A 24,778-nucleotide genomic window follows, 5' to 3' on the forward strand; every position below is an offset into this window, starting at 1 on the left:
TCGGCTAACTTCATTCTACTAGAAAAGGACTTCCTTTTTTCGTGTTCGCTCGTTTACACAAAATATTTTACGCTCTCCCTCTTCCCTTTATGTATAATATTCTTGTTGTTTTAAATAATTAACAATTAATATATTTTCCATTCACATATACTGAAACGTTTATGTAAATGGAAAATATTATTTTGGTCTATTTGCAGAAATCTGAGATTTGTAATTGGAAGACTACAACCCAGGTTTTTATTTCTAAATGCAACACAGCTCGATTCTCGGCGAAAAAACTGTACTAAAAAAGCTTGAAATAGTTAAATTTCAAGCAAAAAATACATTTAATTTTTGTTTTCTCTAGTATGACCATTTTTTAAAAAGGATCTATTATTCTAAAGGTTGAATATATTCCCCTATTTCTTCTATTATATAGTGAATACAATCATTCCCTTTGAATTTATCATCATAGGCTAAATAAACGGTAAAATCTTCTGCTTGCTTGGAGGTAAGTGTAAGCTTGTAGCCATTAAGGGATAAAAAGGAATCGAAAACTGTTAAAGCCGTTCGTTTATTCCCATTTCGAAAAATATGACCGCCCCTAGCAATGGAATGATAATAGCAGCAAGCTTTCTCCGGAATGGAAGGGTACATTTCTTCACCGTATAGTTCTTTTTTTGGTCGATGCAGCATCGTTTGAAAGCTCTCGTATTGTTTAACCCCAGCTTGATCGCTGTCGTTATACATTTCCATAACAGTATAATGAATAAAGAGAAGTTCCTCTTCGGAAAAGTAAAATACCTCCATTAACTAATACCTCCAAAAATCATCGGTCTTTTAAGTTTCGAAGAGCATCGTCATATTTATCTACGGCACGATTCATTGCTTGTAATACGTCTGGACGCACGCCTTCCGGTAAAGAACGATTCGCTTTTTTCATAATAATTTCCCCAGTTTCTTCATTATAATAGACATTAAGTTCATCGCCCTTAGCCAACTCTAATCGATCAGCAATTGCTTTAGGTATACCAGCTGAAAGACTATTTCCTGATTGGTTCAATCGACGTGTAAATCTTTTCTCAGCCTGCGCCATTATAGACGCCTCCTTTCATTTCTGAAAATAATAGCTGTTCATCAATCTTTCAAAATATATATTGTAAGTACAGTATATATAATAGTCACTATTATGACAACCTTGATATTTGCATAGGTTATTATTAATTTCACATACTATAATTATTTTATAAACAAAAATATGGTTAAGGTAATACATGTACTTCCAAATTTTAAAAAATAAGGCCGCTCCAGAACCTGAGATATAAACCTAAGGAAATGTTATATTTCCTTAGGTATAGAATAATATATTATAATGTATTATTAAAAAATCATTTAACTTATTCCTCTCTTTGAGAATAAACATAAATTTTAAATTTAATTATTACAGTGTGTGAAATTAATAAATTTTAGTTATTATCACACTGCTAGTTAATAAAGCCCAGCTATATACTGGGCTTTAATTCCAAGAGTTTGTAAATTTATAATGCATTAGTCAATTAATAAAAACCTAAATCATTCTCTTCTTCTTGTTTCTTCTCATTTTCTATATTCTTATACAATCTTTCTATATTGTTCTGAGCCCATTCTTTTACTACCCATGAATTATGTTTTTTAAATGTTTGATAGACTTCAATTTGTCTTTGAAGATAAGGAATTAAGGAGCCACTCCAACTAAACGTGTTTAAGCTGCTACTTATATTTCGCAGCACTCTTTCATTATCACCGTACTCAAAAACTAAATGATAAGCAATCGAAGTTATTTTATTTTTGTCATCTTCTAAAACTGGTACTATAGTTGAAAGCATTTCCGGAGCTTTTATATGAACTTTACACCACTCTATTAGTATTTCTTGAGGGACAGCTTCCAAGGGCCAAGTAGTTTCATATATTAGCGATTTTGATTCTAATAAATTTATTGTATTATAAACTATTATTTTATCCTCACAAAGCAGAACTTCCGCAAATACTGGCCAACTATGTTCCCATCCATACTTCATCAAAATATTAGTATATTCTCTTAAATTTTTAAGTTGATCAAAATTCAATTTTGTTGATAGCAGGTTCATTATTTTTCGTGAGAAAGAAGAAATAAACTCTCCCCTTCCACTATCATCATTCAATATAATTCCTTTAATTATCTCGCTAATTTCATAACTATGAATTTTATCATTGATTAATAAATCTGGAATTAATAACATTTCTTTAAATTTTCCTGATAACATTTTAAATTTTTCAGCATCATTATAGACATACATATATAGAATATGCCAACTAACAGTAAATTCTTTACTTTCATGTTTGATGATTTCTGCGATCAATTTTAATATAGTTTCTGACTCTAAGTGATCTAATACACTACCATATGCCAGAGTATTTAAAGTATTAATATTTATTTTTCTATTTTTTAATGATTCAATAATTCTATCTATATCATTTTCAGAGATATTTATATATCGTGTCAATTCTACTGTATATTTCCCTAGGCTTGGAGATTCTGAAAATTCATCTAAAAAGTTCTCTACTAGCTCGAAGTTTTCGTTTTGTAAAGCTGATAGTACACCTCCCACAAAAGATATATTAATATTTTCAATTTTTTGATTGATTATTTCGTCAAATTGATTTTTTATTTCAATTAATAAAAAGTTAGGTTCCTCTACCAACCTAGCAATTTCATACCCAAAAATATATGCTTTTCTTTGTTCTCCAACTAAAACTAAATACAAGTTATCAAGAAAATTTTTATATTGATCTTTTACAGTATATGCAGCAAATTTTTTTGCTTCTTCACTCGAGATATCAATGTACTGACCACCATCATTTTTTTCATGACGCCATTTCGGAAGACTTACTATCAGTTTCAATTGATTTATAAAGTCTTTCGGTTGTAACCACCTCACCCAATTTTCAATTCGTTCTAGTGCATCTCTTGGAATTTTTGAGCTATCAAATTCAATGGTATCTTTGATATTTTCTAATGCCGTTGGCCAAAAAGGGCCCTTTTTACCAATAATTATTTTTAAAGATTTCTCAATCTCTTCTATTCGCCCATGGGAAACTAGGCCCCGAATATTATTTGCAATTAAATTTAATGCTCTTTCAGACATTTCTTCATCATTAATTGCTAATTGCGTAAGCCTATCGAGCACATTTTGCCAATAATTAAACACTTCTCCCCATGTTTCAGGTCTCCATTCTTGACTTATTGGTCTACTCCCTTGTTTTTCAACACCTAACATTCGGCTAAAATGATGTGTTTGTAAAGCATGACCTAACGCTTCTAATCCTAATAATCGAACTTCGTACTTGTTAGATTCCAAAGCATAATCAATCACATCAATTCTCTCATTCGGAGGAGCCTGAGTTCCAGATAAAACATAATGAAATAGTTGCAGAAATTGAGCGGTAGCATTGTTAGCCCAACTTTCATTTTCTGCTGCAGCAAAATATAATAAAATCCTTGAGGCTTCGGCAAAAGTATCTTCCCAAAAGCATAATTTTTCTAATGCCCAAACTAAATTTCTTCTACCAGCTTTAATTTGTAGTAATTCTTTAATACTCATCGAGCCAAAAACTCTTTTTAAAGTACGGGAGGTAGCTGTGGGGTTCACCTCTACTAAAGAGCGGAAGAGACGGGAACCCTTTTCAGAATTTAGAACTTCCGCTTGGCCAAAAGGGGCCTGCTCTCCACATATACTAGAAGTCAATTCTTGGGCTTTAGGTAGAAAATGGAGTTTTGCCATTTGATCGCAGAGAGCTTCAGACATTCCAGCTGGCATATCTGTTGTCAAAATTTGATATGCTGTTTCAGGTGGGCATTTTTTCCACCAATCTGCAGCTAAACGTATAGCTAAAGGTTGTGGAGTCACCCTAATATATCTGCCCCGCACATCCAATATTCCTCTCTCAATAAAATATTGACAAGTTTCATAAAATTCTTCATTGCTGACTCTGCATATATGTTCTGTAACGAATTGACGATGTGACGAAGCCTCATCTTCAAATCCAATGTGATCAAAAAGAGCGCATGCCGATAATACTTTAAGTTTTATACTGTCTTTTCCATCTCTATCCCATAAAAGTTTATGTATTAGAGCATCGTCTCTTAAACTTCCGATATCGTCTTCCATATTAAGTCTTGCTTTTGCTAAGAGTACAGCAATCTTGGGGAAGCCTTGAGCAAAATGTATAATTCTTTCGATATCCTCTGAAACTATACCAGGGTAACTTTGAGAAATGATCCCTTCAATAACTTCATCTGATACTGGCTTCAACTCGATATAAGGATGATCAGAACTGTATCTTTCAGGATTAAAATCCAAAGTCAATAAATTTAACTGACTATCTGAATGTTCAATTTCTTCCTTTAAAGCTTTATGGGTTTCAGGGTTACAATTATCCACAATAACTGTCCCCTTCAAGCGTTGTGCCCTCCAAGTTGAAATACTATTAGATAAACTAGTTGGATTATTAGCTGCATCTAAATATATAGCTTGTTTGCTTCTAGCCAATTGATCTAAATCATTTGGATCGTTTGGGGGGCGAAAAGTTTCAAAAGCCAACCTTGTTTTGCCTAAGCCTGATAAACCTATAATACGCGCCACTTTTTTTACCCCAGTAAAGTGGTTTCTTAATTGCTTTATATTAGACTCATTTAATTCATTGAATATGTAACTATAACTATTATCCTGATAACCACTCCAGTCTTTCCATGTCATAGCACCATTTGGAAGATGTTTTCCAACCCAGTGCCACACAGCGACAATAGCTGAAAGAGATTTATTAGTCCATGCGGCTATTTCATTTGCATCATAAATATATATAGCAATAGATTCACTTTTAGCTTCGACTTCAGCTTCCTCAATCGCTTCCTGAAAGCGATCAATTCTAGTTTGTTTTTGCTGTTCATTCAAAGAATGATTGTGGAAAAGAATATATGCACCCTCTTGTTCGATCACCTGACGAACCATCGGTTTAAGCTCTTGTTCATTTATTAATATTTCTTCTTTACATTTTGAAGGTGGCATATCAGTGGCTTTGCATTGAAAAAGCGTAAATCGATTTGGGAGCCAACTGGTCCTCTCTACTCCCTCTTCCCATTTGATTCTTCCATCCTCTCCACCATCTGAAGCATTGATATTAAGAGCCACTCCCACTGCACTAGCTGGGATACCCCATTCTTCAGCTTCAAAATATAACAAAATTGATAACAATTCTGTAAGTTGTTGATCTGATAATTTTTCTATATCATTGTGAGTTACTTCTAAAAAATCCATATTAACCTCCTTCTTCGATTCATTTTTATGAATAAGTTTATTTAAGTTATATAGTGATGAAAAAGCATTCACTAATAGTTATAATTTTTGTGGTTGTATAACTATAGAGAAAACAGAAACTTTACGTAAAAAATATCTTATAAAATTAAATAAATTTTTAATAAAAACTTATTTATGAAAAAGTATAGCTATCTATTCATGTTCTTTATAAATTGCTATTGGATCTACTGCAATTTTAGGAAAATTTACTGATGCAAATGCTTCTTGAATTTGATTAAATTCACTTACAATTCTATTCATAAAGTCTGCTAAAGTTTTTTCAGCTTCTAAATCAGGGTTTTTAATATTTTTACCAAAATCATTCATTTTTTCAGTAACGCTCGTACTTTCTTTTGTAGGAATTTTAGTTATTTGACAAACCATTTCCCATTTTCCTTCTAAATTAGAACCATATTTATAAATTATGTTTCTAATAGTTTCTCTTAAATACTCTTTATTAATAGTGCCTGAAAAAGTTAAGTTTTTACTATTGGTCATTTCTATTGTGGTTAAGTTAGAATACAAAGTCGAAACTAAATTTGAGAATTGTTCAAATTCATCAGGCTGACTTTGATTTCCATTAAATAAATCCATCATGCTTTCAAAAGAGCCGTAATCGAAATCTGATGTTTCATCTTTACTTTTGTTATTAATTATTCTATCTAGCTGGCCAAAATTTGAAAGATTCTGAGCTAAAGTTTCATAATCAAATATTTCTATTCCCCCTGAAATTTTAACAAAATTTTTATTAGAAGTTTCAGAAGAAAAATGTTTTGAATTCGTAACATCATTCATCAAGTTGTTTTCTTCAAGTCCTAGTCTCATTTGTTCAAAAGCATAATCGTGTAATGATTTGGTGTTTTGTAAATTTGAAGTTGTTGTACGATTGTAGTTCGCTTCTCCAGAAATAGGGAACCCTAATAACTCCATTATTAAAGATGTTTTTGCTTTTCCCCCTACTTGATTTGCTTTTTGCTCACTTTCAATTACATTTTCTAATAAACCACTGTTAACTTGGGCAAGTATAGATTCAATTTTATCAGCGTTGTAATATATAAAATCCCTATAAATAATAATCTCCCCCTTATATAATCACGATATAAATTTTATAGTTTATATAATTAATTCGTAAAGCTATTTTTTTTCACTTTTAGTCCAGCATGTTCTTTATAATTTCTTCTTCGGAGTAGGTAACGCTCGGTCGTTCGTATAGACGCATGCCCTAGCATATCCCGAACCGAAGCAAGGTCAGCCCCATGCTCTAACATATAATAGGTCGTATAATGACGACACGTGTGTGGCGTAATAGGATCTCGACGGTGCTGGACAAACGGAAATGGAGCTGAGGCCATGAGCTTGCTAAAACGATCCCCTAAATAGTTTACATGATAATGTCCCCCATTTTTCTTTGGAAAGAACGCAGAGTCTCCTGTAAAGGCCTCTGTGATCATTTCCCGGCCTTTCCGGAAGTCCTGGAGAATACGCAATACATCGGCGAAAAGAAAAATCGGCCGCTCTTTTTCGCCCTTTCCCGTAATGTGCAGAAAGAAAGCTCCTTCCGGCGAGCGCCATTCCAAATCACGCCACTTGGCTTTGGCCAATTCTTCAATCCGCATACCTGTACTCGTCAGAACGACCAATAACGTGTAAGCAAATGAATCTTTTTGTTTGAAGTAAGAGAGTAATTGCTGAACTTCGTGCTCATGGAGATCCCGGTCTACTAGCTCCTCTCTCGGTTGAGCAACTGGCGCCATTTTTGTCGTCAAATCGGTTTCCATCATGTCTTCCTGCACAAGGAAGCGAAGGAACTGTTTAATGACCGTACTATGACGGGCCAACGTGCTCGCCTTATATCCCTTCTCTCGCTCGAGATATAGCTGATACGCATAAATACGTTGAGCAGAAATTTCTCTTAATCCTCCGAACTCTTGTATATAAGTAAGGAATGGAACAAGCGTTTCTAAATATTTACGCTTTGTCCGCTCGCTTCGCTGTTTACGCAGCGTATTGTTTTTATGTAAATAGATGTACATTAGAAATTCATCAGGTATCTGTTCCCACTCCACCCCTTCGAAACCTTGCGCAGAAATATCTGTGTACAAGTCGCTATTTAGAAACGAATGAGACTTTTCCAATGAAAGAGCTTGAGTTTGATTTCCTGGTAATACAAGGTGGTTCATTCTACGCCCTCCCAGTTGTTGTTCTTGTTTCAAAACCTAAGGAAATTGAAGCTTTCTTTAGCCTTTATTTTATCATGCTTAGATGGTGTATAGTTGGTTAAAAATACAAATATTAATAAGTTAAACAATTACGTTTATGTAAACGTAATTGTTTATATATTCAATAAGGACACTTTGAAACCTTTCATAACATCCGCCACACTTCTGATACGTACTAGAAAGCTTCAATAGGGTTTTGGAAGAAGTACTAATAGTTTTTGGCCCGTGTATCAACTGTCTTATAAAAGCCCTTTTTAAACACTAAAAATTTCCATATTTGTTCAAACAAAAATAGATTGGGAAGCTCATAGACAAATTGTACATTTAATTGTACAATAAAGAAGAAGGAGCTGATAACGATGACCGTCATGAATTATTCCAACGCGCGAAAGAACTTTAAGGGATTAATTGATAAAGTCAACGACGACAACGAAGCCGTTACCATCACGACTAAAGAACGAAACGCTGTCCTTATCTCGGAAGACGAATACAATCAATATCTTGAAACCATCTATCTGTTAAACAACCCGAGCAATGCCAAGCATCTATCGGAATCCATCAACCAATTAAATCAAGAAGAAACCACGACCGTCGATATCGATGAGTAAGTTGAACGTCTTATTCACTCACAATGCGTTTCAGGATTATCAGTATTGGCAAACCAAGGACAAAAAAATGCTCAAACGCATTAATCAATTAATTAAAAGCATTGAACGAGACGGGGCGTTAGACGGCGTTGGGAAGCCAGAGAAACTAAAAGGAAATTTAGCCGGCTTTTACAGTCGTCGCATCGATATCGAGCATCGACTGGTGTATACCGTGGATGAAACACAAATCAGTATAGTTGCTTGCAGATACCATTATTAGATTAAACACATAAAAAAACTTTCTTATAATTAGTAAAAGAGAGAGGCTTGCTGGTCCCTTCCAGGAAGCTTTTTTGCGTGACAAGAAAAACCCTCTCAAAAAGCTTACTTTTTGAGAGGATGGCAGAATTAATCTATTATTTGTCCCGCTATCGCAAGAGTTATTAATTGTTTTTTTAATTATGGTACCTGAAATTTTCCAATCAAAGAACAATAATCCACCTTTTCCCCCGCGGTTGAACATTGGATAACGATAGGATAAAAGACTCTAAATCTAGCTGGTTTATTCCTTGGAAGTATAGGGTAAAAAACCACAGTTCTCCCCTGAGGAATTTTTGTGTTGGGGCATCGGCTAGTCGTGTTTTTATGTTTTTAAGAATGATTCGGAACCTCCTCCGAAGCATGATTTTCTTTATTTTAAAATATATCAAGAAATAGTGAATGGGTTGAAGTTGGTATTAGTGTCCACCTTCAACCCATTAGCCGTTTTATAAAATGTTCATCAAAATGAATCCGCCAATACCCGTCAGGATCCCGTACAAGATCGCCGGTCCCAAGGTTTTTCGGATAACGTTCCCTTCCTCTCCCTGCATTCCTACAACAGCACTTGCAGCAACTACGTTATGCACACAAATCATATTTCCCGCGCCGGCTCCCACCAGTTGAGCAGCAAGCACCACGTGGACATTCGCGCCCGTGGCCTCTGCGATATTGTACTGAATTGGGGAGAAGGTAAGCGTGGAAACGGTGGCGCTTCCGGTAATAAAAGACCCCAATTCCCCGAGGAACGGGGCGGCAAAGATCCACATTGGGCCGAAGGCGGCTGCCATCCCCTGCGCAATGTACTCCGGCATGCTCATCAAATCGCTCGCATTCATCCCGGAATTACTAAACACATGAACCATGGCAAGCGTGGCCGCAAGAGTCACAGCGGTAATTTTAATCGTAGCCAACGACTGCGTGGCTGCCCGCCCAAAGTGGCCCAGCCGTTTTCGTTGAACGACGACGGCCAAGATAGCCGCGACCGTGAGGACTGTGCCGGGAGAATAAAGCAGTTCCCATTCCGACGTGACCCCTTCCACCCCCAAAATATTCGTCCAGGTTAAATCAATGGCGGTCTGGGTGAATTTCTGAAACCAAGGAACAATACGGGTGAGAAGCAATAAGAGAACAACAATGATATACGGAAGCCACGCCCGGATTAATCCCATCTCGGATCGTTCGTGACTTATCTTGAAATCCTCCTGCATAGCATCGGTCCATGTGGACGTTGGGAGCAACCATCCTTTTTTAGCAGTCACCGCGGCCACCACCAGTCCCGTTAACGAACCAAGAATCGCTACAAACTCCGGGCCAAACAAATATGCATATACTAATGCGGATCCGTTATACGTGATCCCAATAAGCAGGGTCCAGGGAAGCATCACCATAGCGTCCTTGATACCCTTTCCTTTACCAAAGAACAACGTCAGAACGAGCATTAGGATAAAAGGAATGAACATGCCCGCGAATAAATCAATGAGGGTGACCGTAAAACCGACATCCTGATAAAAGGCAGCATCCGCTTCGGGCAAAGTGCTTAAGCCGACCAACACGGGCGTTCCTACCGCTCCGAAGGCGACGGCAGTACTGTCAGCAATGAGCGCTGTCGCCACCGCCGCCAAGGGCTTAAAACCTAGCGCGAGCATTAACGGCGCCGTCACCATCGCCGGGGTACCAAACCCTGCCGCCCCTTCAATTAACGATCCGAACAAAAAGGCGACAAAGATCAATTGGACCCTCATATCCTGAGAAATACTCTGGAACCCCTGATTAATGCGATTCACTGCCCCCGTGTTCCTGAGGGTATTCAAAAGAACCAGAGCTCCAAACAAAATGAATAAAATGGTCAAGGTTTTATGTACACCCTGGAGGATCGACGAAGCAATCACCTGGCTTTCCATTCCCCACACGGTTATCGCTAATAGAATGACAACAACGGCACTGATAGACATCCCTTTAATTGCCGGCATTCGCAGCAGGACCAACAACAGAAATGGTACAATCACAGCGCTTAAGGCCACGATCATTAACATTTGATTTCCTCCTCTTTGATATCATGATGCTTTCGCTCTTACCGCTCATCAAGGATAGGGGGTAATATGGTCATCAGATGACCATATTCCATATAGTAATCGCTTACATTCATATTTGCAATATGTTTTGTGACCAAAAGATGCTTTTTCTAGTTCTTTGTTCAAAAACAGCTTGATAATTGAAAGCGGTTTCCACTAATGATAAAATGAATTCATGCTTCTCATCTGATGACCATATCTTTAGAAAATAAAATACTTATCGTTTTTATGCTTTGCCTAAAGCAGCGCGGCGAGGCTAACGCTGATGCACAAACGATCAAGAACACAGGACTATTCTAGCATCTACGAGAGGAGAAGCCATTAATGCCTATCGAACGTATTGAAACGAAAAAAATCGCTGAAGTAGTTCGAGAAAAAATTGAAGAAATGATCAAACGTGGAGAAATACAACCCGGGGACAAACTGGCTTCCGTCATTGCGCTTTCGGAACAGTTCGATATCAGCCGCTCCGCCGTTCGGGAAGCTTTAAGTGCATTGCAAGCCGTCGGCATTGTCACGATTCGCCAGGGAGAAGGCACCTTTGTGAACCAATACGATGCTTCCACCATCACAGAAATGATGAACAGCCCTACCCTTCTTTCGACGCAAACCATGAAAGAACTGTTTGAAGTCCGTCATGTGCTGGAGAAAGGAGCTGCCGAACTGGCTGCACTTCGACGGACAGACGGTCACCTGGAACAGATGCGGGACGCGCTGGAACAAATGACACAGGCGTCTAACGGTTCGGGGGATCTCGGCGAACAGGGTGATGTTCGTTTCCATCTAGCTATTGCCGAAGCCTCCGGAAATCACCTCCTTCAACAAATGATGAGTCGGCTTTCCGATACCTTGCAAAAAACCATGTATGAAACCAGAAAAGTATGGTTGTTTTTCGAACAACGATCCTCTCAAAACCTGATTGACGAACATCAACAAATCTTTTATGCCATCGAAAACCACCAAAACGAATCCGCTGCTGTGGCCATGAGCAGACACCTCATCAATGTGGAGCATGTGCTGTCTCAAGGGATGAAACATCGAAACATGTAGACAATCTACCATGCGTTTCTGCCTTCCTTGCTTCGGTTCAGCGGAAAGCCAATCATAATCATTAAAAGAGGGATTAGGTCTGCCAATCCTTCGCAAGATAAACATTTGCAAAATCAGCGTCACAGAAGCATGAAAGCTTTATTCTCTGTATAAATTCAACTTATTGCATCATCTAAAGGAGGAAGACGATGCGTAGTCATGACACAACGACCGACATTATTCTGATTGGCGCCGGTATCGTAAGTGCGACGCTCGCCACGCTTTTGAATAAATTGGCGCCGGAGTGGCGCATTACTATTTTTGAGAAGCTCGATTCCGCCGGGCAGGAGAGCTCGAATGAATGGAACAACGCCGGTACCGGTCACGCGGCGCTCTGTGAGCTGAACTATACGCCCGAGCAGCCGGACGGCTCTTTGAAGACCGGCCGGGGGGTTGAAATTAATGAACAGTTTCAGATTTCACGACAGCTCTGGGCGCACCTGGTGGATCAGGGAGATCTTCAGAACCCGGAGGAGTTTATCCGTCCCCTTCCTCACATCAGCTTTGTGTACGGGCAGGATCACGTAAATTTTCTGAAGAAACGGTTCGAGGCCCTCGACGGCCATCCCCAGTTTCAGGGCATGGAATTTTCCGAGGATCCCGAGCAAATCAGGCAGGCCCCGTAGACATGGAACCGTTCGATAATACAAAACCTGCCGAACCAGAAGGAGTCAACTTCGAGATCATGTGCTGAATCCACGCATAGTTGGCATTTCCTTCTGGCGGGATACCGAAGTTCCAACGGGCATCATCTAATAACCGGTTGCCGCCCCAGTCACTGATATTGAATGGAGGGTTGGCCAGAATATAGTCTGCCTTCAAGCTTTTGTGCAAGTCCTTGTGAAAGGTATCTGCATGCTCACCTCCGAGATTGCTATCAATGCCGCGTATGGCCAAGTTCATTTTGCATAAACGCCAGGTCGTTGGATTCGATTCCTGTCCGTAGACAGCGATGTCTCCTAGCTTTCCCTGGTGGTTCTCGACGAATTTTTCGCTTTGAATAAACATCCCGCCTGACCCACAGCAAGGGTCGTAAATACGGCCTTTATAAGGTTCGATCATTTCAACCAATAATTGAACGATCGATCTTGGAGTATAGAACTCACCGCCGTTTTTCCCTTCGGCACTCGCAAATTTACCCAGAAAATACTCGTAAACACGACCTAAGACATCACTTGCTTTACTTTGCTCATCCCCTACTTGAATAGATGAAAACAAATCGATCGTCTCTCCTAGCCGACGTTTGTCTAAATCTGATCTTGCATAGCTTTTTGGTAGGATCCCTTTTAGAGATTTGTTTTCTTTTTCGATCGCGATCATCGCGCTGTCGACCATTTGACCAATTTCAGGTTGCTTAGCGTTTGCTTGCAGATAGGACCAACGCGCTTCTTTAGGCACCCAGAAAATATTTTTGGCTAAATATTCGTCGCGGTCCTCCTCATCAGCGTATTCTTCTTCCTCTAACTGATTATGTAATTCTTCAAAGCTATCTGACACGTATTTCAAAAACAGGAGCCCCAGGACCACGTGTTTGTACTCCGCAGCATCCATGCTCCCCCGTAGTTTATCTGCCATCTGCCATAACTTTTCTTCGTAACCGATATTTGCTGTAGTTTCTTGCTTTACCATTATTCTGTCCCCTTTAAAATAAAAATCTATTTCTTGTAATAAACAACGCCAGTTCTCTTTTGCTTATTATTATCTATTGTGTTCCTTCTTATGCTTGGCATAAATCGTCGAACGGGGAACGCCCGTCACTTTCACAATATCATTCACGCTCATCTTATTCGTGCCCCGGTTTTCGAATAGTTGGAGGGCTTGCTGAACAGCTTTATCCGATTGCCCGGGGCGGCCCATATGCTTCCCCTGCGCTTTTGCGCGTTCTCGTCCTTCTGTGGTACGCTCCCGGATCAAGTCGGCCTCAAACTGCGCAAAGCTTCCCAGTACATTAAACAACAGCGTCTGCATGCTATTCGTATCCTCTCCAGCATGAAACTCCATGTTATCTTTCAGAAATAAGACGGAAATGCCTTCGGCTGCCAGTTCATGTACGATGTTGTTCAGATCAATAATCGAACGGGCCAGACGATCAATCTTCGTCACCACCAGAGTATCGCCCGGACGGGCATAGCTAATGGCTTCTTTCAGCTGCTCCCGTTCGGTGGCCGTTGTACCTGTCACCTTTTCGGTAAAGATTCGATGGCAGCCAGCCTTTTCCAACAGCTGTTGCTGGGAGCTGAAATCCTGATGAAAGGTCGATACGCGGGCGTAACCAATCCGTTGCGTCATTTTGTTTCCTCCAAAGTGTCTAAAAGTCTATTAGGTATTGTACATTCTATTATAGACGACCTTTTAGATGGAAAACACCCCATTTTTAGAGGCAAAAATGGGGTGTTTCGATCATTGTCCAGAAGTTAAGGTTTTAGACTATAAAAAAACCTCAACGATATATTGAGGTTTTTTCACGAGCCGTTTGCTTCATCTTTATTTTTATTAGATTTGCGTTAGCGTATTTGTCACGGATATGACTGTAACCATGATGGCGTAAATTAAGCCCCCTAAATATGGATTCAAGGTTACTCGGAAAATTTTTCTTGAAACGATAGCAGCCCCTGGCAAAATAACTAAAAATGTGGTTAGCCATATGCCAACAATAGCCGAAACATTGGAAAAGAATACTTCTCCTGTAATAAAAAACGTGCTGTATTGGATGACAAATATCACCAGCACCCCTAGAACGTTAAATAACGCTACAAACAGGGTATTAATCCACTCTTTTTTACCGATCCATACATAATTAAAACAGTTAATAGCTATGGAATTAGCAACGAAAAACAAAATGAAAAACGGAAGATATTTTAAAGCGATCACTAGCTTGTCTGGCGTAAATGATTTTACTCCCAAGACCCATAAACGGTAGTCCGTCTTGAATAAATAATCACTTAAGAACACCAAACTATAAGTGGCGACACAAACAATGAGAGCTAATAGTATCGTTTTCCCTAAACTCTTTGGTTGTATCGTGACCCCTATATCTTTTAAAGAACTTCGCTCTTCTTTCGGTGTAACTATTCTTGACAGCAGGATGACCCCTATAGCAAATAACCCGTTAATAGCCGCCCACATACCGACATAAAACGTATAGGATTGAGGGAAAAAGCTTGGTCGAATAGCTGTCGTCCAATTAAACAACCATAGATATGATAGTCCTGAAAATACAGCGCTTACGAAAAGGCCGCCCCAAAACCATGCTTTTTGCTTATTCGATATTAGGGTTGACGGTTGTGATGGCGAAGATGCCCGTAAGGATGAAAACGGTTTGGTGAATAATAATAGTTTACAAAAACTTACGAGAAACATCACGAAACCGACTAAACCAATAAAATTAAATAAGGCTTTCCATTGCCATATTTGATTTCCGGAATGGATAGGATCAGGCGCTCCCAAAGAAGATTCAAAGAAATTTAAACTATTATACACCACATGACCCGAAAAATGGTTCCAAGGATGCGTTTGGGCAGGGTTATAAATAACTCTTGATGCCTCGGTGCCTTGTATTTCTTGTTCGTACATTGTATAGCTTTCACGTTCATCGGTATAGTCTGTTGGGGAGGCCCCAAAATGTAAAAATGATTGCGCATTGTCCGTATTTATGTAGTTTCTTGGCTTCGTGAAGCTCCCATCCTCTTGCTGGGTACGAAAGAAGAACTCGTCATACTGTGCCGCTACAATACCAACATCGCGTCCTCCATATTTGTTATAATAATTTTCATTTTGAGGGTTGGTGTAATCGGCATCATGTCCTACGAGCAACACCGAAGAAATGAGGGGATTTTCTTTTTGATTATCCACATCAATAGACCAATTTGCTGCACGTGCTCCGTTGGAGTGGCCCGTGATACCAATATTCTCCGTGTTCACATAAGGCAGATCAGCCATTAATTCTACGGCGTCATACATTCCTGTGCCTCTTTGTTCCCATTCTGTCGGTTTTACTGCTTCCGAATTTCCATGGCCATACATATCAATGGACATCACCACGTACCCACGACGGGAGTACTCTACGAAATTCAAGTCCTGCATCTCTCGATTATTATACCACCCGTGACTGGTGACGATCCCCGGGGCTTGGTTGTTTTCTGTAGCACTTTTCGGAACATAAAGTAAAGCACTCATCATTTTGCCCGAAGGCGTTTCCCATCGCATGTCTTTTACTTCTACCTGGGCACCCGATGTTTGAACGAACGAAGCTCCAATGCCGCTTATGACACACAGTAATACAGCAATCAACGTCAGTAACTTGGCCCGACTTTTTGTCTTTTTCATTTTTATCCCCCTTTGGATGTAAACCTCTTAACTTCTCCGCCCTCCTTTCTCTTAAACTCAAAAAAGGCACAGTTGTCCCTTATTACAGGGAAACTGTGCCTATCTCAACATTCTGAGCACTTCATATTAACTTAGGAATAACATTACCATTAAATAAAAGCGTTTTCAATACTTTCAATTCATAAAATTCTCATTTCTATCTTTAAGGCTGTAAAATTGTTAACCCTCGTAATTATAGTAACTAACCCAAAAATGAGTTAGCATCCTTGAATTAAAAACGGTTAACAAATTTTAGCCAGCACTAATATTTTTAACTCGTAAAATTATTCGTATTCATTTTCAATCTAGCATGCTCCTCATAGTTTCTTCTCCGAAGGAGATAGCGCTCTGTCGTTCGTATCGATGTATGGCCCAGCATATCCCGAACGGAAGCAAGGTCAGCTCCATGCTCTAACATATAATAGGTCGTATAATGACGACACGTGTGTGGTGTAATTGGGTCTCGACGATGCTAGACAAATGGAAATGGCGCTGAGGCCATGAGCTTGCTGAAACGATCCCCTAAGTAGTTTCCCCATTTTTTTGGAAAGAACGCAAAGCCTCCTGTAAAGGTCTCTGTAATCATTTCCCGCTCTTTTCGGAAATTCTGGAGGATGTGCAATACATCGGCGAAAAGAAAAATCGGACGTTCCTTTTCTCCCTCCCCCGTAATATGTAGAAAAAAAGCCCCTTCTGGCGAACGTCACTCCAAATCACGCCACTTGGCATTTGCCAGCTCTTCAATCCGCATCCCCGTGCTCGTTAAAACGACTAACAACGTATATGCAAATGAATCTTTCTGGCTGAAATAGGTTAGTAATTGCTCAACTTCATGCTCATGGAGACCCCGGTCTACGAGCTCCTCTCTCGGTTGAGCAACGGGCGCCCTTTTTGTCGTCAAAGCGGTGTCCATCATGTTTTCCTGCACGAGGAACCGCAGGAACTGTTTAACGACCGTGCTATGACGTGCCAGCGTGCTCGCTTTGTATCCTTTCTCTCGCTTGAGATGTAGCTGATACGCGTAGACCCGTTGCGCAGAAATTTCTTTTAATCCCCCGAACGCTTGCACATATGTAAGGAAGGGGACAAGCGTTTCTACATATTTACGCTTTGTCCGCTCGCTTCGCTGTTTACGAAGCGTATTGTTTTTATGTAAATAGATGTACATTAAAAATTCGTCAGGTATCTCTCCCTACTCTATCCCTTCGAAGCCTTGTGAAGAGATATCTGTATACAAATCACTGTGCAGAAACGAGCGAGACCTCTTCAATGAAAGAGCTTGAGTTTGATGTCCTGGTAAAACAAGATGGTTCATTTCATGCTCTCCCCATTATTATTGTATTTATTCCAAAACCTAAGGAAATTTCTTTAGCCTTTATTTTATCATTCCCAAATGGTTTATAGTTGGTTAAAAATACAAATAAATATGTTTTTTAATAAATTAAACAATTATGTTTATGTAAACGTAATTGTTTATACATTGTGAATAAAGATACTTTGAGAACTTCTCATAACTTCCAACACACTTCTAATACGTACTAGAAATCTTTCCCAAGTTTTGAAAGAAGTACTAATGATTTTTGACGCCTGTACCAACCATCTTATAAAGCCCTGCTTTTCAATGATAAAATTCAAATGTTCGTTAAGAAGAAAGCTGCGTGAGAAGATCATTAACAAATTGTACAATACAAGAAAAGAGCTGATAACAATGACCGTCATGAATTACTCCAATGCGCGAAAAAACTTTAAGGGATTGATTGATAAAGTCAACGACGACAACGAAGCCGTCATCATTACCACCGAAGAACGAAATGCGGTGCTCATCTCCGATGACGAATACCGTCAATACCTTGAAACCATCTATCTGTTAAACAACCCTAGCAACGCCAAACATCTATCGGAAGCCATCAATTAATAAAATCAGGAAGAAACCACGTCCGTTGATATTGATAAGTAAACTGAATGATTTATTCACCCATCATGCGTTTCAGGACTACCAGTACTGGCAGACCAAAGATAAAAAAACGCTCTAACGTATGAATCAATTGATTAAAAGTATTGAATGAGATGAGGTTTTAGAAAGTATGGGGAAACCAGAGAAATTAAAAGGAAATTTAGCTGGCTTTTACAGTCGTCGTATTGATATCGAGCATCGATTAGTGTATACCGTGGACGAAACACAAATCAGTATCGTTGCTTGCAAATATCATTATTAAATGAAGCTTGTTGAAAAATTTCCTTGTAAGACAGTAAATAGAAAGGCTTGCTGTGCCTGGTATGCTCCCCTTTAAGTAGGCAGATGAAATAAATCATCTGTTTTGCTTAGAGGAGAGCATTTTTTATGTCTTATCGCGGATATACCAACGAGCAGAAAATAGCGCGGTTCACGCTTTTCACCAATGAATGGAGAGTGTAGGTGATTTTTGTGATCGTTGAGGCATTCGCGGATCAACGTTAAAAGACTGGATGGAGAGGTACGAACGCCATGGAGGTGTAGCACTAACGAAAGCGACCCAGTGGAAGCGATATTCCTCAGAACGGAAACAAGAAGCTGTGGAAGCATACCTGAACAATGGGAGACCTCAGCGGGATATTATTCACATCTACGGCATTTCGAATAGACCCGTGCTTCAGAGGTGGATCATGCAATATCATCAAGGGGCCCTATCCAAGAAACGAAGAGGTTCTCCGATGACACACGAACGCTCCACCATTTAGCAGGAACGAATAACGATTATGCAGGACTGCCTAGCCCAACAGAACGATTACAGCCGTATCGCCGAGCAGCATCAGGTTTCCTACCATCAGATCTACCGACGGGCCCGGAAATATGCACAGGGTGGCTGGAAAGCCCCTGGAGGACCGGCGCGGCCGCTCCCGGCAACCAAAAGCGTTAACCAACGAAGAGCGTATTGACATCCTGGAAGTTCGCTTTTCCGTTTTGCCCGTCAATATGAATTAAATTCTGTTGGAAATGCGCATGCAATATCCCGATCTTCAATAATTTGGTTTAAGACCTTAGTATACTTTTCGACGGAAAACATATCGGCATTCGCTGAATAGAATGACACGTTGCTCTGGCCCCGGACTCCTTGTTTCTGAAAGGCTTCTTCCGCCAGATACATAATTTTTTGCGGTGCCCCACCGCATTTAATAGCCGATTGCAGATAGGAGAAGACGGCGTTTCCACTTTGAAAATCACGAATGCATTCCCCCGTGTACTGAACATGCTCATACGAATAGTTGCTGCACACTCCATTTTTCCCCAGGTTTTCTTCCAATCCCCCAATATTATGCCGATCGAACTGCAGGCCCGGACACACTACCAGGTATTTGTAATGTATGGTAAACCCATCTTGCATCTGGCTCGTATTTCCTTCCGGCTGAAAAATCTCTGTCCGCTGCAAATATCAGGTGACGCCTTTGAGAATAAACGAGGCTTCGCTCCGTTCTGATTTGCTCTTATCAAAATTTCTGCCCCGACCAGCGTTCGCAACGGCTGATAATAGTGCTTGTCCGCTGGATCAACAATGGCCACATCAATGCCTTTCGTCTATCACCTTAACTGGACAGCAACCGTAACCCCTACGGTTCCTCCCCCAACAAGACGACTTGATGAAACTGTTCCATAGGTACATCCTCCTTTAAAAATACATGCAAGGATAGAATAACTATATCCTTTTCATTCACTATACCCCTCGCTGGATGTAGGACAACCATAAATTGATAACGTTTTCTATTTACAAAATCAATAGTTAAATAAAATCTATTATTCCTTATATGACAATTTTTTTAAAACATCATCATAACAGTATTTATAAATCCTCAGTATACTTATCAACATGCTTATATACCCGCACCCGTAATGTTAACATTCAATGACAATTCTGATGAAATCAGAAATTGACGTTTTCAATGTGATATATATTGGCTATAGGCTTTCTAAAAACCATTATTAATAATTTTAGAAAAAAGGAGATGATCAATTTATGGAACAACAAGAACAACAAACACAAGGCCAAGGCCTTCCGCGTATTGGGGAGCAGGCACCTGTTTTCGATGCGGTAACGACGCACGGAAATATCTCGCTGAACGATTATTCCGGGCAGTGGCTCCTCCTCTTTTCCCATCCGGCAGACTTTACACCAGTGTGTACGTCGGAATTTGTCGCTTTTCAGGAGGTGTACGGGCGATTGAAAGAAATGAACACCGAATTGCTGGGGCTCAGCATTGACAGTGTAAGTTCGCACATCGCCTGGGTCCGCAACATCGAAGAAAATTTCCAGACAACAATTGAATTTCCGATCATTGCGGATCTGGATCAAAAGGTCGCTACCCAGTATGGCATGGTCATGCCGGAATCTACCGGCACAGAAACGTCCCGGGCGGTCTTTGTCATTGATGACAACCAAAAAATCCGGGCCGTGATTTACTATCCTCTCTCCACCGGACGAAACATGGAAGAAATTGTCCGTCTCGTCGAAGCGCTGCGCACCACGGATGAGCATGGCGTTTCCACACCGGCCAACTGGAACTCCGGAGACAAAGCCATCGTGAGTCCGCCGAAGACCAAAGAAGAAGCGCAAGAGCGGATGAACAGCGATGAATACGACTGTGTGGATTGGTACTACTGCCAAAAAGAAATCAAATAAGGAATAGGCTCCCGGCGAGGTCAGCCGGGGGTCTTTGCCTCGTTTCAAGGAGGTCCTCAGCGTGGGAGACAATCAGGAAAAAAAGCTGGCCATTGTGGCCTTTATTGCTGCTTCATTATTTTTACTTTCATTAATTGGACGGCTATTTTCATAGCTGATCCTGAGGGAGGATACCATGATTGATTATGATCCAGCCACCTACAGTCGTATTTTGACAGGATTAACATTAGGATTTCATATTATCTTTGCTTCCATTGGGGTTGGAGTACCGTTAATGATTGCCCTCGCCGAGTGGACCGGCCTCCGGAAACGGGACCCCCACTATACCCTGCTCGCCCGAAGATGGGCCCGAGGGTTTGTGATCACCGTCGCCGTCGGGGTGGTAACCGGGACGTCGATTGGCTTACAGTTGAGTCTGCTTTGGCCCAATTTTATGGAGCTCGCCGGTCAGACGATTTCTCTGCCGTTATTTATGGAAACTTTCGCCTTTTTCTTTGAGGCTATCTTTTTAGGCATTTATTTATATACATGGGACCGGTTCAAATCGGGCTGGCGTCATTTTTTACTCGTTATCCCCGTGGTGATCGGCGCCTCGTTATCGGCCTTTTTTATCACTACCGTCAATTCCTTTATGAATCAGCCGCAGGGCTTTGAACTCGTAAACGGGGTGCTCACCGATATTAATCCTCTGGTGGCAATGTTCAACCCGGCCACCCCGACGAAAACGGCTCACGTTATTATTACCTGTTACCTGGCATCCGCGTTTGTGCTGGGGGCCATAGCGGCCACCAAAATGATTCGGGGCAATCGTCATGCTTATCATAAAAAAGCGCTCCACCTGACCATGGTGTCCGCTTTCGTGTTCGCAGCAGCTACAGCCGCGATTGGCGATCTGTCCGGCAAGTATCTGGCGGAATATCAGCCGGAAAAATTAGCCGCTGCCGAATGGCATTTTGAAACGGAGGAACAGGCACCGCTGATTGTCGGTGGGTTTTTAGCAGACAACCAGGAAGTCACCGGGGCAATGGAAATCCCCTATGCCCTTAGTATTCTCGCCCACAGCAACCCCAACGAAGAAGTAATTGGCTTAAATGAATTCCCGGAATCCGACACCCCTCCGTTATATATTCATTACTTATTTGACGGCATGGTGGGCATTGGCATCTATTTGCTGGCGATTTCTTTTATGTATTTACTCATTCGCCGGATAAAGCCGGCCTGGCAATATAATAAATGGCTGATGCGCGGCATTGTCGCCGGTGGGCCGTTAGGCATTTTAGCTATCGAATTCGGGTGGGTATTCGCCGAGGTTGGACGCCAGCCCTGGATTTTGCACCAGATCATGCGTACGCCGGAAGGAGCGACTACGGCCGAACACGTAGATATCATGCTTTACTTGTTCATTGCCCTGTATATCGCCCTCGGAGTGACTGCCACGGTAGTACTCCGCCGGATGTTTAAAGAAAATCCAGCCGCTCATGAACTCGAACAGCGGTACGGGGACAGGAGGGATGACAAATGAACCTGGAAATCCTCGGCATGGGCGTGCTTTGGCTGTTTTTGTACGGCTACATGATCGTCAGTTCGATTGATTTTGGCGCTGGTTTTTTCCACTTCTTTAATAAGATTTCGCGGAAGGACCACCAGGTCAATTCGCTCATCCAGCGCTATTTGTCTCCCGTATGGGAAGTCACCAACGTCTTTTTCGTCTTTTTCTTTGTCGGCATCGTTGGCTTTTTTCCATCGACCGCCTACTATTTTGGCACTGCCTTACTGGTGCCGGTCAGTATATCGATCGTGCTGATTGCGATTCGCGGGTCATATTACGCTTTTAATACGTACGGAGCCAAAGACAGCCCTGTCTATTCATTTTTATACGGAGCAACGGGTCTTTTAATCCCCGCTTCGCTGACCATCGCCCTCACCATTTCCGAGGGCGGGTACGTCAATGTTTCCAACGGGCAGGTTCGCCTGTTATACGGCGAATTATTTTCCAGTTTGTATGCCTGGAGTGTCGTGATTCTGGCGATCATCAGCGTGCTGTTTATCTCTTCTGCCTTTTTGCAGTACTACGCCCAAAAAGCGGGTGATAACACGTCGTATCGATTATTTCGCCGGTATACCCTGTTCTGGTCCCTGCCAACGATCGTTGCCAGCGGCCTCGTCTTTATCGGTATTCGTCAGCACAACCCGGAACATTTTTCCAGCATGCTGAATATCTGGTGGATGTTTGGGCTTTCGTTCCTGTTTTTCTCCTTGGTCGTCTATCTCAGCTATCGGCGCAAGCGATTAGGAACAGCTTTTGTGTTCGTCATGCTGCAATATTTCAGCGCGTGGTTCGGCTATGGCGCCTCCCATCTGCCATGGCTTCTGTATGATGAGTTGACCATTTATGATGGTTTCGTTAATCAGACGATGGCCTGGTCGCTGATCGCTGCGTTTATTGCCGGCTTTTTATTACTCATTCCCTCGCTGTATTTGCTCATGCGGTTATTTTTATTTGATGCCGCCTACATTCGAGGAGAAAGGAAGTAACCTATGGAATTTTTTCTAGTTATGATTGCTCCCCATTTGATTTTGGCTGGCGCCGTTATCGGGGTGTTTGCCTGGTTTGGCCGTCGGCCTGCATCGGAAGAGAAGGAATAGAAAGAAGGCGAAAGCATGACCGTCTCGTTTTTGATTACGGTTTTTGTGCTAGGAGCGGTGGGCTCCTACATTTCCGGACTGGTTGGCGTCGGCGGCTCCATTATCAATTACCCGCTGCTGTTGTATGTGCCGGCGCTGCTCGGCGTTGGCTCGTTTACCGCCCATGACGTATCCGGGGCGATTGCGGTGCAGGTGTTGTTTGCGACCGTTGGGGGCGTATGGGGCTATCGAAAGGGCTCGTATCTGCATGCCTCCCTGATCGGATACATGGGCACCAGTATTATCATCGGCAGTTTACTCGGGTCCCTGTTTTCCGGGGCGTTTTCCGAAAGCATGAGCATTCGCCAGGCATTGTACTCATGACTCAATTGCCAAAGGGTGGGGAAAACCAGCGCATAAGCTCCTGTCGTGAACGCCACCACTACAACCTTGATAAAAGCAGGAAACATATCCCACGGGCGGTTCGCCCGCACCATTCCCGAAAAAATACGCCATCTTCCACTACTTCGATTCTTGACCATGTATCGTACACGGACCTTCGAGGCTGGATCGTTTAGAGTTTCACGTGTAATAGGAAATAAAATCTCCAACAGACGTTTGCTCATCAACCTTGTTGACGATTGATTTTTGCTGTTCAGGGAGGGGCCCTTTTTCAATTGATTTCGCTTTTCAACGTACGCCCGGGCTTGGTCTGAGCTTCCATAATACATCTCATTCACCAACTGTAAAACCGCCTCTCGAACACGCTTATACATTGGCATAAAACCAAGACCAGGGAGGCTAATAAATGCACTATTTTTATCTTCAGCCATTTCTGCCAAGATCGTCTTCTTTTCCTGGAATAACGGTAAATCCGTCAAAGCAATAACAAAATCCCATTTATTATGAACATTTGTAGCTTCCAAAGCCTCCAACACTTCCAAAGAGTCATTTGTTTCGCCTGTAAGGAGGTCTTCGGTACATTCAATTTGCCAGCTATATTCTTCATCGACATCACGGGCCAGCAACGGAGGAAGGTCTCTTTGTAACGCTTCCCCTAGTTTCGCTGCATATCCCGGCGCAGTTATTAACCCTAGCTTTTTTGTCGGCTGAAGCATGTTTCTCGCGCTCCTTTCTTCCTTGTGTCAGCGATATCGCACAGATAACTAGTGCTACGAATATTTGTTGACCCCTGCCTATATCATTATACTGCCATCCTTGGCCAATACAACGAAGAGCAACTTTAAGAAACACTTTTTTTCTTTTGATGAAATGGCTATTTATGAGACCTATCGTCGTGCAAAGCAATAACTTTTACTGCTTTCGATAGGATAGAGCCGACAGTGTCCATAAGTAATGACGTCATGTCTATACAAGCTATAGAATCCAGACCAATTAGCTTGCCGTCGCTTAGTATGTTTTGTTTTAGCAATCCTACTACTCATGGTGAAATAATCAAACGCAAACATGCCAAGTCGCAGCCAGCCTCTTTGATGG

At 41.3% G+C, this 24,778-nt stretch carries 22 protein-coding genes and 4 pseudogenes; 13 read left to right on the plus strand and 13 right to left on the minus strand.

Annotated features, from left to right (window positions below):
- Positions 1-372: 372 nt before the first annotated feature.
- From Q0757_RS15320 to Q0757_RS15340, 5 genes are all read right to left on the minus strand, one after another.
- A complete protein-coding gene (locus Q0757_RS15320) occupies positions 373-789 on the minus strand; it encodes a type II toxin-antitoxin system death-on-curing family toxin (protein ID WP_298788895.1) in 417 nt (138 codons plus the stop codon).
- Between the two features lie 19 nt (positions 790-808).
- On the minus strand, positions 809-1,075 hold the full coding sequence (locus Q0757_RS15325; RefSeq protein WP_298788897.1) for an AbrB/MazE/SpoVT family DNA-binding domain-containing protein: 267 nt from the start codon (positions 1,073-1,075) through the stop codon (positions 809-811).
- A 460-nt stretch (positions 1,076-1,535) separates the two neighbouring features.
- The gene (locus Q0757_RS15330; RefSeq protein WP_298788899.1) at positions 1,536-5,312 is read right to left on the minus strand and encodes a hypothetical protein; all 3,777 of its coding nucleotides are present in this window, start codon (positions 5,310-5,312) and stop codon (positions 1,536-1,538) included.
- Positions 5,313-5,504: 192 nt separating this feature from the next.
- The gene (locus tag Q0757_RS15335; RefSeq protein WP_298788902.1) at positions 5,505-6,281 is read right to left on the minus strand and encodes a hypothetical protein; all 777 of its coding nucleotides are present in this window, start codon (positions 6,279-6,281) and stop codon (positions 5,505-5,507) included.
- Positions 6,282-6,472: 191 nt separating this feature from the next.
- Positions 6,473-7,531 carry a tyrosine-type recombinase/integrase gene (locus tag Q0757_RS15340; protein WP_298788904.1) on the minus strand — a complete coding sequence of 353 codons (1,059 nt, stop codon included), beginning with the start codon at positions 7,529-7,531 and terminating at the stop codon, positions 6,473-6,475.
- A gap of 398 nt (positions 7,532-7,929) precedes the next feature.
- Here Q0757_RS15340 and Q0757_RS15345 point away from each other — a divergent pair, with 398 nt between their 5' ends.
- Both Q0757_RS15345 and Q0757_RS15350 read left to right on the plus strand, forming a co-directional pair.
- Positions 7,930-8,178, plus strand: a complete 249-nt coding sequence (locus Q0757_RS15345) for a type II toxin-antitoxin system Phd/YefM family antitoxin (protein WP_027847125.1) — start codon at positions 7,930-7,932, stop codon at positions 8,176-8,178.
- Positions 8,171-8,437: a Txe/YoeB family addiction module toxin gene (locus Q0757_RS15350; protein ID WP_094908906.1), complete on the plus strand. Its 267-nt coding sequence runs from the start codon at positions 8,171-8,173 to the stop codon at positions 8,435-8,437. Before Q0757_RS15345 ends, Q0757_RS15350 begins: the two co-directional genes overlap by 8 nt.
- Positions 8,438-8,924: 487 nt before the next feature.
- Here Q0757_RS15350 and Q0757_RS15355 read toward each other — a convergent pair whose 3' ends face one another.
- Positions 8,925-10,511, minus strand: coding sequence for an L-lactate permease (locus Q0757_RS15355; RefSeq protein WP_298788910.1), 1,587 nt, complete (start codon positions 10,509-10,511; stop codon positions 8,925-8,927).
- Positions 10,512-10,874: 363 nt separating this feature from the next.
- On the opposite strand from Q0757_RS15355, the gene Q0757_RS15360 reads away from it, so the two are divergent.
- Together Q0757_RS15360 and Q0757_RS15365 are read left to right on the plus strand one after the other, a co-directional pair.
- Complete coding sequence (locus Q0757_RS15360) at positions 10,875-11,600, plus strand: FadR/GntR family transcriptional regulator (RefSeq protein ID WP_298788912.1); 726 nt, start codon at positions 10,875-10,877, stop codon at positions 11,598-11,600.
- A gap of 188 nt (positions 11,601-11,788) precedes the next feature.
- Positions 11,789-12,256 (plus strand): annotated as a pseudogene (locus Q0757_RS15365) (malate:quinone oxidoreductase); the annotation flags it as partial.
- A 4-nt stretch (positions 12,257-12,260) separates the two neighbouring features.
- Here the strand turns inward: Q0757_RS15365 and Q0757_RS15370 are convergent.
- From Q0757_RS15370 to Q0757_RS15385, 5 genes and pseudogenes are all read right to left on the minus strand, one after another.
- Positions 12,261-13,268, minus strand: a pseudogene (locus Q0757_RS15370) (class I SAM-dependent DNA methyltransferase); the annotation flags it as partial.
- A gap of 69 nt (positions 13,269-13,337) precedes the next feature.
- On the minus strand, positions 13,338-13,928 hold the full coding sequence (locus Q0757_RS15375; RefSeq protein ID WP_298788914.1) for a recombinase family protein: 591 nt from the start codon (positions 13,926-13,928) through the stop codon (positions 13,338-13,340).
- A gap of 204 nt (positions 13,929-14,132) precedes the next feature.
- Positions 14,133-15,965: a S9 family peptidase gene (locus Q0757_RS15380; protein WP_298788916.1), complete on the minus strand. Its 1,833-nt coding sequence runs from the start codon at positions 15,963-15,965 to the stop codon at positions 14,133-14,135.
- A 310-nt stretch (positions 15,966-16,275) separates the two neighbouring features.
- The gene (locus Q0757_RS17010) at positions 16,276-16,461 is read right to left on the minus strand and encodes a tyrosine-type recombinase/integrase (protein WP_366139543.1); all 186 of its coding nucleotides are present in this window, start codon (positions 16,459-16,461) and stop codon (positions 16,276-16,278) included.
- Between the two features lie 246 nt (positions 16,462-16,707).
- Positions 16,708-17,172 carry a site-specific integrase gene (locus Q0757_RS15385; RefSeq protein ID WP_094908913.1) on the minus strand — a complete coding sequence of 155 codons (465 nt, stop codon included), beginning with the start codon at positions 17,170-17,172 and terminating at the stop codon, positions 16,708-16,710.
- Positions 17,173-17,273: 101 nt separating this feature from the next.
- Here Q0757_RS15385 and Q0757_RS15390 point away from each other — a divergent pair, with 101 nt between their 5' ends.
- From Q0757_RS15390 to Q0757_RS15405, 5 genes and pseudogenes are all read left to right on the plus strand, one after another.
- Positions 17,274-17,408 carry a hypothetical protein gene (locus Q0757_RS15390; protein ID WP_261764002.1) on the plus strand — a complete coding sequence of 45 codons (135 nt, stop codon included), beginning with the start codon at positions 17,274-17,276 and terminating at the stop codon, positions 17,406-17,408.
- A gap of 304 nt (positions 17,409-17,712) precedes the next feature.
- Positions 17,713-17,919 carry a type II toxin-antitoxin system Phd/YefM family antitoxin gene (locus Q0757_RS15395; protein WP_094908931.1) on the plus strand — a complete coding sequence of 69 codons (207 nt, stop codon included), beginning with the start codon at positions 17,713-17,715 and terminating at the stop codon, positions 17,917-17,919.
- A gap of 34 nt (positions 17,920-17,953) precedes the next feature.
- Positions 17,954-18,220 (plus strand): annotated as a pseudogene (locus Q0757_RS15400) (Txe/YoeB family addiction module toxin).
- A 250-nt stretch (positions 18,221-18,470) separates the two neighbouring features.
- Positions 18,471-18,722 carry a transposase gene (locus Q0757_RS17015; RefSeq protein ID WP_366139542.1) on the plus strand — a complete coding sequence of 84 codons (252 nt, stop codon included), beginning with the start codon at positions 18,471-18,473 and terminating at the stop codon, positions 18,720-18,722.
- Positions 18,723-18,737: 15 nt separating this feature from the next.
- A complete protein-coding gene (locus Q0757_RS15405) occupies positions 18,738-18,920 on the plus strand; it encodes a helix-turn-helix domain-containing protein (protein WP_261764005.1) in 183 nt (60 codons plus the stop codon).
- Positions 18,921-18,952: 32 nt separating this feature from the next.
- On the opposite strand, the gene Q0757_RS15410 is transcribed toward Q0757_RS15405, so the two are convergent.
- Entirely contained in the window at positions 18,953-19,411 is a 459-nt protein-coding gene (locus Q0757_RS15410) for a hypothetical protein (RefSeq protein WP_298788921.1), read from the minus strand.
- 582 nt (positions 19,412-19,993) lie between these two features.
- Between Q0757_RS15410 and Q0757_RS15415 the strand changes: the two genes are divergently transcribed.
- The 4 genes and pseudogenes from Q0757_RS15415 to Q0757_RS15430 all read left to right on the plus strand — a co-directional run.
- A complete protein-coding gene (locus Q0757_RS15415; RefSeq protein ID WP_298788923.1) occupies positions 19,994-20,656 on the plus strand; it encodes a peroxiredoxin in 663 nt (220 codons plus the stop codon).
- Positions 20,657-20,831: 175 nt separating this feature from the next.
- Complete coding sequence (locus Q0757_RS15420; RefSeq protein WP_298788925.1) at positions 20,832-22,178, plus strand: cytochrome ubiquinol oxidase subunit I; 1,347 nt, start codon at positions 20,832-20,834, stop codon at positions 22,176-22,178.
- A complete protein-coding gene (locus tag Q0757_RS15425) occupies positions 22,175-23,191 on the plus strand; it encodes a cytochrome d ubiquinol oxidase subunit II (RefSeq protein WP_298788927.1) in 1,017 nt (338 codons plus the stop codon). Before Q0757_RS15420 ends, Q0757_RS15425 begins: the two co-directional genes overlap by 4 nt.
- Positions 23,192-23,317: 126 nt before the next feature.
- A pseudogene (locus tag Q0757_RS15430) lies at positions 23,318-23,605 on the plus strand (TSUP family transporter); the annotation flags it as partial.
- Here the strand turns inward: Q0757_RS15430 and Q0757_RS15435 are convergent.
- Positions 23,527-24,399 carry a hypothetical protein gene (locus Q0757_RS15435; RefSeq protein ID WP_298788970.1) on the minus strand — a complete coding sequence of 291 codons (873 nt, stop codon included), beginning with the start codon at positions 24,397-24,399 and terminating at the stop codon, positions 23,527-23,529. The pseudogene Q0757_RS15430 and the gene Q0757_RS15435 sit on opposite strands and share 79 nt — an antisense overlap.
- Between the last annotated feature and the right edge of the window lie 379 nt (positions 24,400-24,778).

This window comes from uncultured Marinococcus sp. (assembly GCF_947493875.1).
Classification (GTDB): domain Bacteria; phylum Bacillota; class Bacilli; order Bacillales; family Marinococcaceae; genus Marinococcus.

Excerpts from the sequence above, each read along its gene's own strand:
- Q0757_RS15420 (WP_298788925.1), top strand. The coding sequence starts at position 20,832 with ATGATTGATTATGATCCAGCCACCTACAGTCGTATTTTGACAGGATTA.
- Q0757_RS15385 (WP_094908913.1), bottom strand. The coding sequence starts at position 17,172 with ATGTACATCTATTTACATAAAAACAATACGCTTCGTAAACAGCGAAGC.
- Q0757_RS17015 (WP_366139542.1), top strand. The coding sequence starts at position 18,471 with ATGGAGAGGTACGAACGCCATGGAGGTGTAGCACTAACGAAAGCGACC.
- Q0757_RS15345 (WP_027847125.1), top strand. The coding sequence starts at position 7,930 with ATGACCGTCATGAATTATTCCAACGCGCGAAAGAACTTTAAGGGATTA.
- Q0757_RS15390 (WP_261764002.1), top strand. The coding sequence starts at position 17,274 with ATGAAAGAGCTTGAGTTTGATGTCCTGGTAAAACAAGATGGTTCATTT.
- Q0757_RS15320 (WP_298788895.1), bottom strand. The coding sequence starts at position 789 with ATGGAGGTATTTTACTTTTCCGAAGAGGAACTTCTCTTTATTCATTAT.
- Q0757_RS15330 (WP_298788899.1), bottom strand. The coding sequence starts at position 5,312 with ATGGATTTTTTAGAAGTAACTCACAATGATATAGAAAAATTATCAGAT.
- Q0757_RS15335 (WP_298788902.1), bottom strand. The coding sequence starts at position 6,281 with ATGGAGTTATTAGGGTTCCCTATTTCTGGAGAAGCGAACTACAATCGT.
- Q0757_RS15375 (WP_298788914.1), bottom strand. The coding sequence starts at position 13,928 with ATGACGCAACGGATTGGTTACGCCCGCGTATCGACCTTTCATCAGGAT.
- Q0757_RS15360 (WP_298788912.1), top strand. The coding sequence starts at position 10,875 with ATGCCTATCGAACGTATTGAAACGAAAAAAATCGCTGAAGTAGTTCGA.
- Q0757_RS15435 (WP_298788970.1), bottom strand. The coding sequence starts at position 24,399 with ATGCTTCAGCCGACAAAAAAGCTAGGGTTAATAACTGCGCCGGGATAT.
- Q0757_RS15415 (WP_298788923.1), top strand. The coding sequence starts at position 19,994 with ATGGAACAACAAGAACAACAAACACAAGGCCAAGGCCTTCCGCGTATT.
- Q0757_RS15380 (WP_298788916.1), bottom strand. The coding sequence starts at position 15,965 with ATGAAAAAGACAAAAAGTCGGGCCAAGTTACTGACGTTGATTGCTGTA.
- Q0757_RS15350 (WP_094908906.1), top strand. The coding sequence starts at position 8,171 with ATGAGTAAGTTGAACGTCTTATTCACTCACAATGCGTTTCAGGATTAT.
- Q0757_RS15355 (WP_298788910.1), bottom strand. The coding sequence starts at position 10,511 with ATGTTAATGATCGTGGCCTTAAGCGCTGTGATTGTACCATTTCTGTTG.
- Q0757_RS15340 (WP_298788904.1), bottom strand. The coding sequence starts at position 7,531 with ATGAACCACCTTGTATTACCAGGAAATCAAACTCAAGCTCTTTCATTG.
- Q0757_RS15325 (WP_298788897.1), bottom strand. The coding sequence starts at position 1,075 with ATGGCGCAGGCTGAGAAAAGATTTACACGTCGATTGAACCAATCAGGA.
- Q0757_RS15395 (WP_094908931.1), top strand. The coding sequence starts at position 17,713 with ATGACCGTCATGAATTACTCCAATGCGCGAAAAAACTTTAAGGGATTG.
- Q0757_RS15425 (WP_298788927.1), top strand. The coding sequence starts at position 22,175 with ATGAACCTGGAAATCCTCGGCATGGGCGTGCTTTGGCTGTTTTTGTAC.